Source organism: Mycolicibacterium madagascariense (assembly GCF_010729665.1).
GTDB lineage: Bacteria > Actinomycetota > Actinomycetes > Mycobacteriales > Mycobacteriaceae > Mycobacterium > Mycobacterium madagascariense.
In genome coordinates, this window is the sequence record NZ_AP022610.1 from 2,674,293 (window position 1) to 2,690,010 (window position 15,718).

Annotated in this window: 15 protein-coding genes; 14 read left to right on the top strand and 1 reads right to left on the bottom strand. The window is 69.7% G+C overall.

Annotation, left to right across the window (positions count from 1 at the left end):
- The first annotated feature begins 43 nt into the window (after positions 1–43).
- Genes pyrR through pyrF form a run of 7 tightly spaced genes read left to right on the top strand, consistent with a single transcriptional unit; the run spans position 44 to position 8,671 of the window.
- Entirely contained in the window at positions 44–616 is a 573-nt protein-coding gene (gene pyrR, locus G6N60_RS12620; RefSeq protein ID WP_163737370.1) for a bifunctional pyr operon transcriptional regulator/uracil phosphoribosyltransferase PyrR, read from the top strand.
- Positions 613–1,569, top strand: a complete 957-nt coding sequence (locus G6N60_RS12625; RefSeq protein WP_163737373.1) for an aspartate carbamoyltransferase catalytic subunit — start codon at positions 613–615, stop codon at positions 1,567–1,569. The genes pyrR and G6N60_RS12625 overlap by 4 nt, the downstream gene beginning before the upstream one ends.
- Entirely contained in the window at positions 1,566–2,888 is a 1,323-nt protein-coding gene (locus tag G6N60_RS12630; RefSeq protein ID WP_163737376.1) for a dihydroorotase, read from the top strand. The genes G6N60_RS12625 and G6N60_RS12630 overlap by 4 nt, the downstream gene beginning before the upstream one ends.
- On the top strand, positions 2,885–3,385 hold the full coding sequence (locus G6N60_RS12635; protein WP_163737379.1) for a PH-like domain-containing protein: 501 nt from the start codon (positions 2,885–2,887) through the stop codon (positions 3,383–3,385). The genes G6N60_RS12630 and G6N60_RS12635 overlap by 4 nt, the downstream gene beginning before the upstream one ends.
- Positions 3,382–4,506, top strand: a complete 1,125-nt coding sequence (gene carA / locus G6N60_RS12640) for a glutamine-hydrolyzing carbamoyl-phosphate synthase small subunit (RefSeq protein WP_163737382.1) — start codon at positions 3,382–3,384, stop codon at positions 4,504–4,506. Before G6N60_RS12635 ends, carA begins: the two co-directional genes overlap by 4 nt.
- Positions 4,506–7,859 (top strand): carbamoyl-phosphate synthase large subunit, encoded by a 3,354-nt coding sequence (carB, locus tag G6N60_RS12645; RefSeq protein WP_163737386.1) that lies wholly within the window; start codon positions 4,506–4,508, stop codon positions 7,857–7,859. Before carA ends, carB begins: the two co-directional genes overlap by 1 nt.
- The gene (gene pyrF, locus G6N60_RS12650) at positions 7,856–8,671 is read left to right on the top strand and encodes an orotidine-5'-phosphate decarboxylase (protein ID WP_163737389.1); all 816 of its coding nucleotides are present in this window, start codon (positions 7,856–7,858) and stop codon (positions 8,669–8,671) included. The genes carB and pyrF overlap by 4 nt, the downstream gene beginning before the upstream one ends.
- Positions 8,672–8,947: 276 nt before the next feature.
- Here the strand turns inward: pyrF and G6N60_RS12655 are convergent, their stop codons facing one another.
- Positions 8,948–9,304 (bottom strand): hypothetical protein, encoded by a 357-nt coding sequence (locus tag G6N60_RS12655; RefSeq protein ID WP_163737392.1) that lies wholly within the window; start codon positions 9,302–9,304, stop codon positions 8,948–8,950.
- Between the two features lie 675 nt (positions 9,305–9,979).
- Here G6N60_RS12655 and mihF point away from each other — a divergent pair.
- The 7 genes from mihF (at position 9,980) to G6N60_RS12690 (ending at position 15,718) form a co-directional block, all read left to right on the top strand.
- Entirely contained in the window at positions 9,980–10,303 is a 324-nt protein-coding gene (mihF, locus tag G6N60_RS12660) for an integration host factor, actinobacterial type (RefSeq protein ID WP_057165041.1), read from the top strand.
- A gap of 29 nt (positions 10,304–10,332) precedes the next feature.
- Positions 10,333–10,902, top strand: a complete 570-nt coding sequence (gene gmk, locus G6N60_RS12665) for a guanylate kinase (RefSeq protein WP_163737395.1) — start codon at positions 10,333–10,335, stop codon at positions 10,900–10,902.
- A 51-nt stretch (positions 10,903–10,953) separates the two neighbouring features.
- A complete protein-coding gene (rpoZ, locus tag G6N60_RS12670) occupies positions 10,954–11,250 on the top strand; it encodes a DNA-directed RNA polymerase subunit omega (RefSeq protein WP_140696413.1) in 297 nt (98 codons plus the stop codon).
- Between the two features lie 15 nt (positions 11,251–11,265).
- Entirely contained in the window at positions 11,266–12,519 is a 1,254-nt protein-coding gene (gene coaBC, locus G6N60_RS12675; protein WP_163737399.1) for a bifunctional phosphopantothenoylcysteine decarboxylase/phosphopantothenate--cysteine ligase CoaBC, read from the top strand.
- Between the two features lie 115 nt (positions 12,520–12,634).
- Complete coding sequence (metK, locus tag G6N60_RS12680; RefSeq protein ID WP_163737402.1) at positions 12,635–13,843, top strand: methionine adenosyltransferase; 1,209 nt, start codon at positions 12,635–12,637, stop codon at positions 13,841–13,843.
- Positions 13,844–13,947: 104 nt separating this feature from the next.
- A complete protein-coding gene (locus G6N60_RS12685) occupies positions 13,948–14,961 on the top strand; it encodes an acetamidase/formamidase family protein (RefSeq protein WP_163737405.1) in 1,014 nt (337 codons plus the stop codon).
- A 10-nt stretch (positions 14,962–14,971) separates the two neighbouring features.
- Positions 14,972–15,718, top strand: a complete 747-nt coding sequence (locus tag G6N60_RS12690) for an SDR family NAD(P)-dependent oxidoreductase (RefSeq protein WP_163737408.1) — start codon at positions 14,972–14,974, stop codon at positions 15,716–15,718.

The following is a 15,718-nucleotide window of genomic DNA, read 5'->3' on the forward strand; positions in this document are numbered from 1 at the left end:
AACGATCCGTCCCGAGAGGCGGAGAAGGAGGTCCGGATCAATCGTGGCTGCTCCCAGCCCCGACCGGGAATTGATGTCCGCCGCAGACGTGAGCCGGACCATCTCCCGCATCGCTCATCAGATCATCGAGAAGACCGCGCTCGACGGCGCCGATGCGCCGCGCGTCGTCCTGCTCGGCATCCCCACCCGCGGGGTCACGCTGGCCGCGCGGTTGGCCCGCCACGTCACCGAGTTCTCATCGGTGCCCGTGCTCGCCGGAGCCCTCGACGTCACGCTCTACCGCGACGACCTCAACTTCAAGCCACCCCGACCGCTCGCCGACACGTCGATCCCCGAGGGCGGCGTCGACGACGCGATCGTCGTCCTCGTCGACGACGTGCTGTACTCGGGCCGCACCGTGCGCGCCGCCCTGGACGCGCTCCGCGACGAGGGCAGGCCGCGGGCCGTGCAGCTGGCCGCGCTGGTGGACCGGGGTCATCGCGAACTGCCGTTCCGTGCCGACTACGTGGGCAAGAACGTGCCCACCTCGCGCACCGACAACATCAAGGTGCTGCTGACCGAGCACGACGGCCGCGACGGGGTCTTGATCGCCTCCCACGGGGGGCCGAAGCGATGAGCCGACACCTCCTGTCCGCCGCCGACCTCTCCCGTGACGAGGCGACGGCGATCCTCGACGACGCGGACAGATTCAGCCAGGCCCTGCTCGGCCGCGAGGTCAAGAAGCTCCCCACCCTGCGCGGACGCACCGTCATCACGATGTTCTACGAGAACTCGACCCGCACCCGGGTGTCGTTCGAGGTGGCGGGCAAGTGGATGAGCGCCGACGTCATCAACGTCAGCTCGTCGGGTTCCTCGGTGGCGAAGGGGGAGTCCCTGCGCGACACCGCGCTGACCCTGCGCGCCGCCGGCGCCGACGCGCTGATCATTCGGCACCCGGCTTCCGGTGCGGCACAACAGCTTGCGGAGTGGACGCGGGAGGGCGTCGACGGCGGCGGCGGGCCCAGCGTGATCAACGCCGGTGACGGCACGCACGAGCACCCGACGCAGGCGTTGCTCGACGCGCTGACCATCCGTCAGCGACTCGGCTCGGTCGAGGGCAGACGCGTGCTGATCGTCGGCGACGTCCTGCACAGCCGCGTCGCACGCTCCAACGTGCTGCTGCTGGCCACCCTCGGCGCCGAGGTGGTGCTGGTGGCGCCGCCGACGCTGCTGCCCGTGGGCGTGGCCGACTGGCCGGTGACGGTCTCTCACGACCTCGACGCCGAACTCCCCGGCGCCGACGCCGTGCTGATGCTGCGCGTGCAGGCCGAACGCATGAACGGCGGGTTCTTTCCGTCGGCGCGGGAGTACTCGGTGCTCTACGGGCTCTCCGAGAAGAGGTCGGCGCTGCTGCCGTCGCACGGGGTGGTGCTGCATCCGGGGCCGATGCTCCGCGGCATGGAGATCGCGTCGTCGGTCGCGGACTCCCCGCAATCGGCTGTGCTGCAACAGGTTTCCAATGGTGTCCACGTGCGGATGGCCGTGCTGTTCCATCTGCTCGTCGGCTCGGGTGCAGAGGTGAACGCGTGACGGTCCTGATCAGGGGAGTGCGGCTCTACGGGGAGGGCGACGCGGTCGACGTGGTGGTCGACGACGGCCAGATCGCCGCCATCGGCCCCGATCTCGACGGCCCGGACGACGCCGAGACCATCGACGCCCGCGGCAAGATCCTGCTGCCCGGCTTCGTCGACCTGCACACCCATCTGCGCGAGCCCGGCCGCGAATACGCCGAGGACATCGAAACCGGTTCTGCGGCAGCGGCTCTCGGCGGGTACACCGCGGTGTTCGCGATGGCCAACACCGACCCCGTCGCCGACAGCCCCGTCGTCACCGACCACGTGTGGCACCGCGGCCAGCAGGTCGGGCTGGTCGACGTGCATCCGGTCGGCGCCGTCACCGTGGGGCTCAAGGGCACTCAGCTCACCGAGATGGGCCTGATGGCCGCCGGTGTCGGCAGGGTGCGGATGTTCTCCGACGACGGGGTCTGCGTCGACGATCCGCTGATCATGCGCCGGGCGCTGGAGTACGCGAGCGGCCTCGGCGTCCTCATCGCCCAGCACGCCGAGGAGCCCCGGCTCACGGTGAATGCCGTTGCGCACGAAGGTCCGAACGCGGCGAAGCTAGGACTGGCGGGGTGGCCGCGGTCGGCCGAGGAGTCGATCGTCGCGCGTGACGCGATCCTCGCCCGCGACGCCGGGGCGCGCGTGCACATCTGCCATGCCTCCACCGCAGGTACCGTCGAACTCGTCAGATGGGCCAAGGAGCAAGGCATTTCGATCACCGCGGAAGTGACACCGCACCATCTGCTGCTCGACGACGCCCGGCTCTCCTCCTACGACGGACGCAACCGCGTCAACCCGCCGCTGCGCGAGGCCAGTGACGCGGTGGCCCTGCGGCAGGCCCTCGCCGACGGCGTGATCGACTGCGTCGCCACGGATCACGCCCCCCACGCCGCGCACGAGAAGACCTGCGAGTTCGCCGTCGCGCGGCCGGGCATGCTGGGCCTGCAGACGGCGCTGTCGGTCGTCGTCGAGACCATGGTGCGGCCGGGTGCGATGACGTGGCGCGACGTCGCCCGCGTCATGAGCGAGGCGCCCGCCCGCATCGTCGGACTGCCCGACCACGGCAGGCCGCTCGAGGTCGGCGAACCGGCCAACCTCACCGTCGTCGACCCCGATGGGACGTGGACGGTGAGCGGGGCCGACCTCGCCAGCCGATCGGACAACACGCCCTACGAGGCGATGACCCTGCCCGCCGTCGTGACGTTGACGATGCTGCGCGGCAAGGTCACTGCGCGCGACGGCATCTCACCGGCGCGCGCGGGCGCGGCCACCCGGGGGGACTCGTGAACACCCCCACGCTGATCGCGTCGTTCGTCATGGCGGCCGTGGTGGCCCTGCTGATCGCGTTCTTCATCCGCCAGATGATGCGCGGCTGGCTGCACCGGGCTCAGCGCCAGGCGTCGTTGATCGGCGCGCTGCCCCCGCTGCCGGACACCGTCGGACCGGCCATCGTCGGGGCCACCAAGGGCCTCTACGTGGGCAGTACGCTCGCGCCGAGCTGGCAGGACCGCATCGCGGTCGGTGACCTCGGCTTCCGGTGCAAGGCGGTGCTCACCCGCTATCCCGAGGGAATCATGCTGCAGCGCAGCGGGGCTGGGCCCATCTGGATTCCCGACGAGTCCATCACCGCGATCCGCACGGAGCGCGGCATCGCCGGCAAGGCACTGACCCACGACGGCATCCTGGCGATCCGCTGGAGGCTGCCGTCGGGCACGGAGATCGACACCGGGTTCCGCGGCGACGATCGTCGCGAACTCGCCAACTGGGTGGAGGAGGCCGTATGAGCGGGCAGAAGGCGGTCCTGGTCCTCGACGACGGACGGGTGTTCACCGGCACCGCGTTCGGTGCGGTGGGGCAGACGCTGGGCGAGGCGGTGTTCTCCACCGGCATGTCCGGCTACCAGGAGACGCTCACCGATCCGAGCTACCACGGGCAGATCGTCGTCGCGACGGCGCCGCAGATCGGCAACACCGGCTGGAACGGTGAGGACGGCGAGAGCCGCAGCGACAAGATCTGGGTCGCCGGGTACGCCGTGCGCGACCCGTCGCCGCGCGCCTCGAACTGGCGCTCCACCGGCAGCCTGGAAGACGAGCTGGTCCGGCAGGGCATCGTCGGCATCGCGGGCATCGACACCCGCGCCGTCGTGCGGCACCTGCGCACGGTGGGGTCGATGAAGGCCGGGGTGTTCTCCGGTGACGCGCTGGCCGAGGTCGACGAACTGCTGGCCAGGGTGCGCGCCCAGCCCTCGATGCTGGGTGCCGACCTCGCCGGCGAGGTGAGCACCACGGCCGCCTACGTCGTGGAACCCGTTGGCGAGCAACGCTTCACGGTCGCGGCGCTGGATCTGGGCATCAAGACCAACACGCCGAGGAACTTCGCGCTGCGGGGCATCCGCAGTCACGTGTTGCCGTCGAGCGCGACGTTCGACCAGGTCGCCGAACTCCAGCCCGACGGAGTGTTCCTCTCCAACGGCCCCGGTGACCCGGCGACCGCCGACCACGTCGTCGCGGTGACCCAGGAGGTCCTCGCGGCGGGCATCCCGCTGTTCGGCATCTGCTTCGGCAATCAGATCCTCGGGCGTGCGCTGGGCCGCTCGACCTACAAGATGACCTTCGGCCACCGCGGCATCAACGTGCCGGTCATCGACCACGTCACGCGTCGCGTCGCGATCACGGCCCAGAACCACGGGTTCGCGCTCGAGGGCGAAGCGGGCGAGGAGTTCGACACGCCGTTCGGCCGCGCCGTCGTCAGCCACACCTGTGCCAACGACGGCGTCGTCGAGGGCATCGCACTGCGTGATGGAAGGGCGTTCTCCGTGCAGTACCACCCCGAGGCGGCGGCGGGGCCGCACGACGCCAACTATCTGTTCGATCAGTTCGTCGACCTGATGGGGGAGGGGAAGTAATGCCGCGTCGGGAAGACCTCAACCACGTCTTGGTCATCGGGTCGGGACCGATCGTGATCGGACAGGCCTGCGAATTCGACTATTCCGGGACCCAGGCCTGCCGGGTGCTGCGGGCCGAGGGCCTGCAGGTGAGCCTGGTGAACTCCAACCCGGCGACCATCATGACCGACCCGGAATACGCCGACAACACCTACGTCGAGCCCATCACCGCGGCCTTCGTCGAGAAGATCTTCGCCCAGCAGGCCGAGCGCGGCAACAAGATCGACGCCGTGCTGGCCACCCTCGGCGGGCAGACCGCGCTCAACACCGCGGTCGCCCTGTACGAGGGCGGTGTGCTCGAGAAGTACGGCGTCGAGATGATCGGCGCCGACTTCGAGGCCATCCAGCGCGGCGAGGACCGCCAGAAGTTCAAGGACATCGTCGCCAAGGTCGGTGGCGAGTCGGCGAAGTCGCGGGTCTGCTTCACGATGGACGAGGTGCGGGAGACCGTGCAGGACCTCGGCCTGCCCGTCGTGGTCCGGCCGTCGTTCACGATGGGTGGGCTCGGCTCCGGCATGGCCTACAGCGCCGAGGACGTCGAACGGATGGCCGGTGACGGCCTGGCCGCCTCGCCGAGTGCGAACGTGCTGATCGAGGAATCCATCTACGGCTGGAAGGAATTCGAGCTCGAGCTGATGCGCGACCACCGCGACAACGTGGTGGTGGTCTGTTCGATCGAGAACTTCGACCCGATGGGCGTGCACACGGGTGACTCGGTGACCGTCGCGCCCGCGATGACGCTGACCGACCGCGAGTACCAGACGATGCGCGATCTCGGCATCGCGATCCTGCGCGAGGTCGGCGTCGACACCGGCGGCTGCAACATCCAGTTCGCGATCAACCCGCACGACGGCAGGCTCATCGTCATCGAGATGAATCCGCGCGTCTCGCGATCCAGCGCGCTGGCGTCCAAGGCCACCGGCTTTCCGATCGCCAAGATCGCCGCCAAGTTGGCGATCGGATACACGCTCGACGAGATCGTCAACGACATCACCAAGGAGACCCCGGCCTGCTTCGAGCCCACGCTGGACTACGTGGTGGTCAAGGCGCCGCGGTTCGCGTTCGAGAAGTTCCCCGGCGCCGACCCGACGCTGACCACCACGATGAAGTCCGTCGGTGAGGCAATGTCGTTGGGCCGCAACTTCATCGAGGCGCTCGGCAAGGTGATGCGCTCGCTGGAGACCCCGGGCCGCGCCGGATTCTGGACCGGCGAGGATCCCGACCTCACCGTCGACGAGCTCCTGACGCGGCTGAGGACGGCGACCGACGGCCGCATCTACGACATCGAACAGGCGCTGCGGCAGGGCGCCACGGTCGAGCAGGTGGCCGAGGCCTCCGGCGTCGACCCGTGGTTCGTCGACCAGATCGGTGGGCTGGTGTCGCTGTGGGCCGAGCTGCGCGAAGCACCCGTGCTCGACGAGGAACTGCTGCGCACGGCCAAGCACAGCGGTCTGTCCGATCGCCAGATCGCCGCGCTGCGACCCGAACTCGCCGGCGAGGAGGGGGTGCGCGCCCTGCGGCGGCGCCTCGGCATCCACCCGGTCTACAAGACCGTGGACACCTGCGCGGCGGAGTTCGAGGCCAAGACGCCGTACCACTACAGCAGTTACGAGTCCGACCCCGCGGCCGAGACCGAGGTCGCCCCGCAGACCGACAAGCCCAAGGTGCTGATCCTCGGCTCGGGTCCCAACCGCATCGGTCAGGGCATCGAGTTCGACTACAGCTGCGTGCATGCCGCGACGACGCTCAGCGAGGTCGGCTTCGAGACCGTCATGGTCAACTGCAACCCCGAAACGGTGTCGACCGACTACGACACCGCCGACCGGCTGTACTTCGAACCGCTGACGTTCGAGGACGTGCTCGAGGTGTACTACGCCGAATCCGTCTCGGGGGCAGGCGGTCCCGGCGTCGTCGGCGTCATCGTGCAGTTGGGCGGCCAGACGCCGCTCGGCCTCGCGCAGCGCCTCGCCGACGCCGGCGTGCCGATCGTCGGCACCAGCCCCAAGGCGATCGACCTCGCCGAGGACCGCGGTGAGTTCGGCGAGGTGCTCAAGAACGCCGGGCTGCCGGCGCCCCGGTTCGGCATGGCGACCAGCTTCGAGCAGGCCCGCCGCGTCGCCGCCGACATCGGCTACCCGGTGCTGGTCCGGCCGTCCTACGTGCTCGGCGGCCGCGGCATGGAGATCGTCTATGACGACGACACCCTGCGCGGCTATATCACCCGCGCGACGCAACTGTCGCCGGAACATCCCGTGCTCGTCGACCGGTTCCTCGAGGACGCCATCGAGATCGACGTCGACGCCCTCTGTGACGGCTCCGAGGTGTACATCGGCGGCGTCATGGAGCACATCGAGGAGGCCGGCATCCACTCCGGGGACTCGGCGTGCGCGCTGCCCCCGGTGACGCTGGGTCGCCAGGACATCGCGGCGGTCCGCCACGCCACCGAGGCGATCGCGCACGGGATCGGCGTGGTCGGACTGCTGAACGTGCAGTACGCGCTCAAGGACGACGTGCTCTACGTACTGGAGGCCAATCCGCGCGCCAGCCGCACCGTGCCGTTCGTCTCCAAGGCCACCGCGGTGCCGCTGGCGAAGGCCTGTGCCCGAATCATGTTGGGCGCCACCATCGCCGAGCTGCGCGGCGAGGGTCTGCTCGCCGCGACCGGTGACGGCGCCACCGTCTCGCCGAACGCGCCCATCGCGGTCAAGGAGGCAGTGCTGCCGTTCAACCGGTTCCGCAAGGCCGACGGTTCGCAGGTGGACTCCCTGCTCGGACCCGAGATGAAGTCGACCGGCGAGGTCATGGGCATCGACCGCGACTTCGGCACGGCGTTCGCGAAGAGCCAGACCGCGGCGTACGGGTCGCTGCCCGCCGCGGGCACGGTCTTCGTCTCGGTCGCCAACCGGGACAAGAGATCGCTGGTGTTCCCCGTCAAGCGGCTGGCCGACCTCGGGTTCCGCGTACTGGCCACGGAAGGCACCGCGGAGATGTTGCGCCGCAACGGGATTCCGTGTGACACCGTCCGCAAGCACTTCGAGGAGCCGGGCGGCGGCCGTCCCGAGCGATCGGCCGTCGAGGCCATCCGCGCGGGAGACGTGAACATGGTGATCAACACGCCGTACGGCAATTCCGGCCCTCGCATCGACGGCTACGAGATCCGTTCGGCGGCCGTGGCGATGAACATTCCGTGCGTGACGACGGTGCAGGGTGCGTCGGCGGCCGTGCAGGGCATCGAGGCGGGCATCCGCGGCGACATCGGCGTGATGTCGCTGCAGGAGTTGCACAGTCGGCTTGGCGAGGACGCTGCGACGTGACGACCTTCGGGTCGCGACTGGCCGTCGCCGTCGCCGACCGCGGACCCCTGTGCCTCGGCATCGACCCGCACCCGGAGTTGCTGACGGCGTGGGGACTCCCGGTGAGCGTCGACGGGCTGGCGGCGTTCTGCGACGTCTGCGTCGAGGCGTTCGCCGGTTTCGCCGTGGTCAAGCCGCAGGTCGCCTTCTTCGAAAGTTACGGCGCGGCAGGGTTTTCCGTGCTGGAGACGGCGATGGCCGAACTCCGCGATGCCGGCGTCCTGGTGCTCGCCGACGCCAAGCGCGGCGACATCGGCACGACGATGGCGGCCTACGCGACGGCGTGGGTGGGCGACTCACCCCTGGCGTGTGATGCCGTGACCGCGTCGCCCTATCTGGGCTACGGCTCGCTGCGGTCCCTGCTCGACACGGCGGTCGCGCACGGCCGCGGGGTGTTCGTATTGGCGGCGACGTCCAACCCGGAGGGCGCCAGCGTGCAGTGCGCGACGGTCGACGGCCGGTCGGTCGCGCAATCGATCGTCGACCAGGTCGGTGCCGAGAACCGGGGTGCGGCGGCCGGCTCGGTGGGCGTCGTGGTCGGCGCCACGCTGACCGACGTCCCGGACCTCGGCGAGCTGGGTGGTCCGGTGCTGCTCCCCGGCATCGGCGCCCAGGGCGGACGCGTGGATGGTCTGCGCGGACTCGGCGGGGCCGCACCCGGAACGTTGCTGCCCGCGGTGTCGCGCGAGGTGCTGCGCGCCGGTCCCGACCCGGCAGCGGTGCGGGCCGCGGCGGACCGCATCCGCGAAGCCGTGGCCTACCTCGCCCCCTGACGGTGCCCCCCGACGGTCGTGGCGGCGCTCCCGGAGGAACGTCACTCCTGACGCGCTAACTCCGGCTCGCACGTCAGGGTCGTGGTTCGGGCGGCATCGTCGTCCCGGAGCTGCCGTGGCGTGCGACGCGACGTGAGCGCCCCGTCGGGCATCCTCACCGAAGGCGCCCGCGAGAGCCGACGCCGCCCGGGAACGTCGCCGCCAAGAACGAGAGCCCGGAAACGACGACGGCGGGCCACCAGAATCGATGACCCGCCGCCGAGCAACCGTGCGGGTCTACAGCGGAATCCACACGGGGCCGAACCAGAAGCCCCAGCCCTGACCGTTGCCGGCGGGAACGGGGTAGACCTGCTGGCCGTTCCAGTTGAACGGCTGGTGGTCCTGTCGGGCCTGGTCGACGTTGCGGTGCTGCCAGTCGACGGGCGCATTGCCCGGGCCGTTGTGGTCGTTGCCGCCCCAGTTGTTGTTGCCGGGGCCGTTGTCGTGCTGGTCCTGGCCGCAGGGCGGCCGGTTCGGTTGGTTGCATCCCGGACCGGGGTCGGCGGACGCCGTTCCGAGGCCAGCGCCGAACAACCCGGCCATGGCGACCCCTGCGGCGAGCGTCGACGCGTACACGGCGCGCTTGATGGTCATCGGTGTCTCCAGTCATCACGTGCGAGGCGCGAGTTCGCCTCGTGACGACGACGTTAAGCAGTGGGCATGGGTGGGCTCTTTGGCAACCGTAGGCACGGGCTGTGGGTTGGATAACGGATTCAACACCGTTGTATGTCAGGACGATTGGGCGACGCCGACCGCGACGACGAAAACTAGCAAAGAAGCGATCGGAATCGGGCCGTGCCTCGCCCAGGAGCACGGGCTGGACGCGCCGGCACCGGTGACCGCGGCAGGCCACCCGGGGAGACCGACGAGACGGTCGCGATCGGGCCCCCACCCGCGGTCCAGCTCGACCGTTCCGACACGCCCGACACGCCATGACCTGGGAAATTCTCATCATTTGGGTGTGCCGGTGCAGCACCCTGGCCATACGCTGGCAGCCCGCCCCGACCCCGTCGTCGCCCCAACCGCCGCAAAACCGCCCATACGCAGGCACGACGCAGCGCTCGGGGCCCCGGCGGCGGGGAGGGCGTGCAGCCGGGCGATTTCCTGTCGATTGCCCTACACGCTGCGCTTTTGACCCGTCGAGGCGGGGGGTGGGGTTAGCTTTCGTCGGCAGCCGTGGGTACGGTCGTCGTCGCTGGCTGGTTCTCTAACCAGTCAAGACACAAGAAGACGATGGCCAGTACGAGATGGCGAGAGACGGAGGAACCCGTGGCCCTTCCCCAGTTGACCGACGAGCAGCGCGCGGCAGCGTTGGAGAAGGCTGCCGCCGCACGTCGAGCGCGAGCTGAATTGAAGGATCGACTCAAGCGTGGCGGCACCAACCTCAAGCAGGTTCTCAAGGACGCTGAGAGCGACGAGGTCTTGGGCAAGATGAAGGTCTCCGCGCTGCTGGAGGCGTTGCCGAAGGTGGGCAAGGTCAAGGCGCAGGAGATCATGACCGAGCTCGAGATCGCCCCGACCCGCCGTCTGCGCGGTCTCGGTGATCGTCAGCGCAAGGCCCTGCTGGAAAAGTTCGACTTCACGGCAGATTAGTGCCGGCGGGGGACCGGGCCGCGGTCACGATGAGTCGCATCGTCGTACTGTCCGGTCCCTCTGCCGTCGGCAAGTCGACCGTGGTTCGGTGTCTGCGCGAACGGGTGCCGAACCTGCACTTCAGCGTGTCGGCGACCACCCGGGCCCCGCGGCCGGGCGAAGTCGACGGCGTCGACTACTCGTTCGTCGACGCCGAGCGGTTTCAGCAGTTGATCGACGACGGCGCCCTGCTCGAATGGGCTGAGATCCACGGCGGCCTGCACCGCTCCGGAACGCCCGCCGAGCCCGTCCGCACTGCCGCCCGCAACGGGTGTCCCGTCCTGATCGAGGTGGACCTCGCCGGTGCGCGGGCCGTGAAGGCCGCCCTGCCGGAGGCCGTCACCGTGTTCCTGGCCCCCCCGAGCTGGGAGGCGCTGGAGTCGCGGCTGGTCGGACGCGGCACCGAGAGCCCCGAGGTGAGAGCGCGCAGGCTCGCGACCGCCAGGGAGGAATTGGCCGCCCAGGACGACTTCGACGTCGTCGTGGTGAACGGACAATTGGAATATGCCTGCTCAGAATTGGTATCCTTGCTGATGGGCCGCACGCCGGATCCGGCGTGAACCGATCGATCAGCTGACTAGCCCTCAAGACAAGCTTCAGGAGACACCTTCGTGACCACCCCTGTCGAGAGCACCGACTCCGACGCCGCCAACGCCTACGACACCCCGCTCGGCATCACCAACCCGCCGATCGACGAGCTGCTGTCCCGGGCGTCGAGCAAGTACGCGCTGGTGATCTACGCCGCCAAGCGCGCACGTCAGATCAACGACTACTACAACCAGCTCGGCGACGGCATCCTCGAGTACGTCGGTCCGCTCGTCGAGCCGGGCCTGCAGGAGAAGCCGCTGTCGATCGCGATGCGCGAGATCCACGGTGACCTGCTCGAGCACACCGAGGGCGAGGGCTAAGCCCACGGCGTCGACATGACCGAGCGCAAGCGGATCGTCGTAGGCGTCGCGGGCGGCATCGCCGCCTACAAGGCCTGCACGGTCGTGCGCCAACTCGCCGAAGCCGGTCACAGCGTTCGCGTCGTTCCGACCGAGTCCGCCCTGCGCTTCGTCGGGGCCGCGACGTTCGAGGCACTGTCCGGACAACCGGTGCGCACCGGCGTCTTCGAAGACGTCGACGAGGTCCCGCACGTCCGCATCGGCCAAGAGGCCGACCTGGTGGTGGTGGCACCGGCAACCGCCGACCTGCTGGCCCGCGCGGCGGCCGGTCGCGCCGACGACCTGCTGACCGCGACCCTGCTGACGGCGCGATGTCCGGTGCTCTTCGCACCCGCGATGCACACCGAGATGTGGTTGCACGCCGCCACGGCCCACAACGTCGACGTTCTGCGGCGCCGCGGCAACGTCGTCCTCGAACCGGCCTCCGGTCGGCTCACCGGCGCCGACAGCGGCGCGGGCCGACTGCCCGAGCCAGAGGAGATCACCACGCTGGCGCGGTTGCTCCTTGACCGCGCCGACGGTCTGCCGCACGATCTGACCGGCGTCAAGGTCCTCGTCACCGCCGGCGGGACCCGCGAGCCCCTCGACCCTGTCCGCTTCATCGGCAACCGCAGCTCCGGCAAGCAGGGGTACGCGATGGCCCGGGTGGCCGCCCAGCGCGGCGCCGACGTGACGCTGATCGCCGGCAACACCGCCGGTCTCGCCGATCCCGCCGGGGTCGACGTCGTGCACATCGGCTCGGCGAGCCAGCTGCAGGACGCGGTGTCCAAGCACGCGCCCGAGGCGCACGTCCTCGTGATGGCCGCCGCTGTCGCCGACTTCCGGCCCACCCACGTGGCCACCAGCAAGATCAAGAAGTCCCACGAACCGGGTGCCGCGTCGGCCCCCGCGATCGAACTCACCCGCACCGAGGACGTGCTCGCGGGGACCGTGCGGGCCCGGGCCGACGGTCAGCTCCCCAACATGCGGGCCATCGTCGGATTTGCGGCCGAAACCGGTGACGCCAACGGGGACGTGCTCTTCCACGCGAGGTCGAAACTGCAGCGCAAGGGCTGCGATCTGCTAGTCGTGAACGCTGTCGGCGACGGCCGCGCGTTCGAGGTCGACAGCAACGACGGCTGGCTGCTGGCGGCCGACGGCACCGAGGTCGCGCTGGAGCATGGTTCGAAGACGCTGATGGCGAGCCGTATCGTGGACGCGATCGTGGACTTCCTCGGACACGACCGGTGACGGGGTCGCTGGCAACACATTGCGCATGAGCGTTGCCCCCAGGCCGGGGGTGCGCGTGTCCGGCGCAGGGCACCGATAAGATTCGCACAACTAAGCTTTCGAAAGGGATGACACCGTGAGCAAAGGTCGGCTGTTTACCAGTGAGTCGGTAACGGAGGGACACCCCGACAAGATCTGCGACGCCATCAGCGACTCGGTGCTCGACGCGCTGCTCGCCCAGGACCCGAAGTCCCGCGTCGCCGTCGAAACCCTGGTGACGACCGGGCAGGTGCACGTCGTCGGTGAGGTCACGACGTCGGCGAAGGAGGCGTTCGCCGACATCCCGACCACCGTCCGGGACCGCATCCTGGAGATCGGCTACGACTCGTCGGAGAAGGGCTTCGACGGCGAGACCTGCGGCGTCAACATCGGCATCGGACGGCAGTCACCCGACATCGCCCAGGGCGTCGACACCGCCCACGAGACGCGCGTCGAGGGCGCCGGGGATCCCCTGGACGCCCAGGGCGCGGGCGACCAAGGCCTGATGTTCGGCTACGCCATCAAGGACACGCCCGAACTGATGCCGCTGCCGATCGCCCTCGCGCACCGGTTGGCGCGTCGGCTGACCGAGGTCCGCAAGAACGGCGTCCTGGACTACCTGCGTCCCGACGGCAAGACCCAGGTGACGGTGCAGTACGACGGCACGACGCCGGTGCGGCTGGACACCGTCGTGCTGTCGACGCAGCACGCCGACGGCATCGACCTCGACGGCACCCTGACCCCGGGCATCCGCGAGAAGGTCGTCAACACCGTGCTGGCCGATCTCGGCCACGAGTCGATGGACACCTCCGACTTCCGCCTGCTGGTCAACCCCACCGGCAAGTTCGTGCTCGGCGGCCCGATGGGCGACGCCGGGCTGACCGGCCGCAAGATCATCGTCGACACCTACGGCGGCTGGGCCCGCCACGGCGGCGGCGCCTTCTCCGGCAAGGATCCGTCGAAGGTGGACCGTTCCGCGGCGTACGCGATGCGCTGGGTGGCCAAGAACGTCGTCGCAGCCGGGCTGGCGGAGCGTGTCGAGGTCCAGGTGGCCTACGCCATCGGCAAGGCCGCCCCGGTGGGCCTGTTCGTCGAGACCTTTGGCTCGGAGACCGTCGACCCGGCCCGCATCGAGAAGGCCATCACGTCGGTGTTCGACCTGCGCCCCGGCGCGATCGTCCGCGACCTGGATCTGCTGCGTCCGATCTACGCGCCGACCGCCGCGTACGGCCACTTCGGTCGTACCGACATCGAGCTCCCGTGGGAGCAGACGAACAAGGTCGACGAGCTGAAGGCCTCGGTCTAGCTTTTCCGCCGAGCAGACGCAAACGGCCCTGAATCCACGCGATTCAGGGCCGTTTGCGTCTGCTCGTGCGACATGGGTGACCGCGGTCCAGCAGGATGGTCGTCATGGATCACGTGACGTTCATCCCGACCGCCGATCAACTGGCCTACACCTTCGGCGGAGCCGCGCCCGTCATGCGCATCGCACCGGGCACCGCGCTGACGTTGTGGACCGAGGACGCCTACGGGGGGCGCATCACCAGTGCGGCGGACGTCGCGAGCACGGCACTGGACACCGAGGACCTCAACCCGCAGACCGGACCGTTCTGGGTCGAGGGCGCCCAGCCGGGGGACACCCTGGCGGTACACCTGGTCGATCTGACGCCGGCGCGCACCTGGGGCGCATCGACGCTGATCCCGTTCTTTGGCGGGCTCACCAGCATTCCGGCCAGCCCCACGCTGCAGGACCCGCTGCCCGAGCGCACCTACCTCTACGACTACGACGCGGGCACGGAGACGCTCGGCTTCTCGGCCATCGGCAGCGACTTCCAGCTCCGGCTGCCCGCCAACCCCATGCTCGGCACGGTCGGCGTGGCCCCGGCCCGGCGCGAGGTGCGCACGTCCCTCGTGCCGGACTACTTCGGGGGCAACATGGACAGCCCCGAAATGGCCGCCGGCGCAACGTGTTACCTGCGAGTCAACGTCGAGGGCGCGCTGTTCTCACTCGGCGACGGGCACTACCGGCAGGGCGAGGGCGAGTCGTGCGGGACCGCGGTCGAGGGCGCCATGCACGTCACCGCGATCGTCGACCTCGTCAAGGGCGGCGGCCCGGCGTGGCCGCGGATCGAGACCGACACCCACCTGATGTGCATCGGCTCCGGGCGCCCGCTCGAAGAGGCCTGGCGGGCCGGGCAGGTCGAGATGATCGACTGGCTGGGCGAGCTCTACGGGTTGGACCGCCTCGACGCCTATCAGCTGCTGAGCCAGATCTCGGAGGTCCCGATCGCCAACGTCGTCGACACCAACTACAGCGCGGTCACCAAGGTCGACAAGCGACTGCTGCCCGCCGCGCCCGCCTACGGGGGACTGCACCACGAATTACGCAGCGCCGCGGCATCACTCGGCTCGATCTCCTACTGAGGGGCGATACATGGAACTCGGACTGACCGGCAAGCGATTCCTCGTCACGGGCGGCACCCGCGGGATCGGTCGCGCCGTCGTGGAGGGGCTGCTGGCCGAGGGTGCCGACGTGGCGTTCTGCGCACGGTCGGCCGACGCGGTCACCGACGCGCAGGCGGAGCTGACCGCCGACGGCAGCATCGCATTCGGCACCGCCGTCGACGTGCGCGACCAGGCGGCGCTCACCGACTGGGTGGCGCACGGCGCCGCGTCGCTCGGCGGCATCGACGGCGTGGTCGCCAATGTCAGTGCGCTGTCCGACGATTGGCTCAGCAGCATCGAGGTCGACCTGATGGGCACGGTCGGTCTGGTCGACGCCGCCCTGCCGCACCTGCTGGCCTCGGAAGCCGGCTCGATCGTCACCATCTCCAGCGTGTCCGGTCGCGAGATCGACGTGTTCGCCGGGTCGTACGGCTCGATCAAGGCTGCGGTCATCCACTACACGCAGGGGCTGGCCCACCAGCTGGCGGGTCAGGGCGTGCGCGCCAACACCGTCAGCCCGGGCAACACGTACTTTCCCGGCGGCGTGTGGCCTGCCATCGAGCGGGACGACCCCGAGCTGTTCAAGGCGTCACTGGACCTCAATCCGACGGGCCGCATGGCGACGGCACGCGAAGTGGCCAATGCCGTGGTCTTCCTGAGCAGTTCGGCGGCCAGCTTCATCACCGGCACCAACCTGCTGGTCGACGGGGCGCTGACGCGCGGCGTGCAGTTCTGA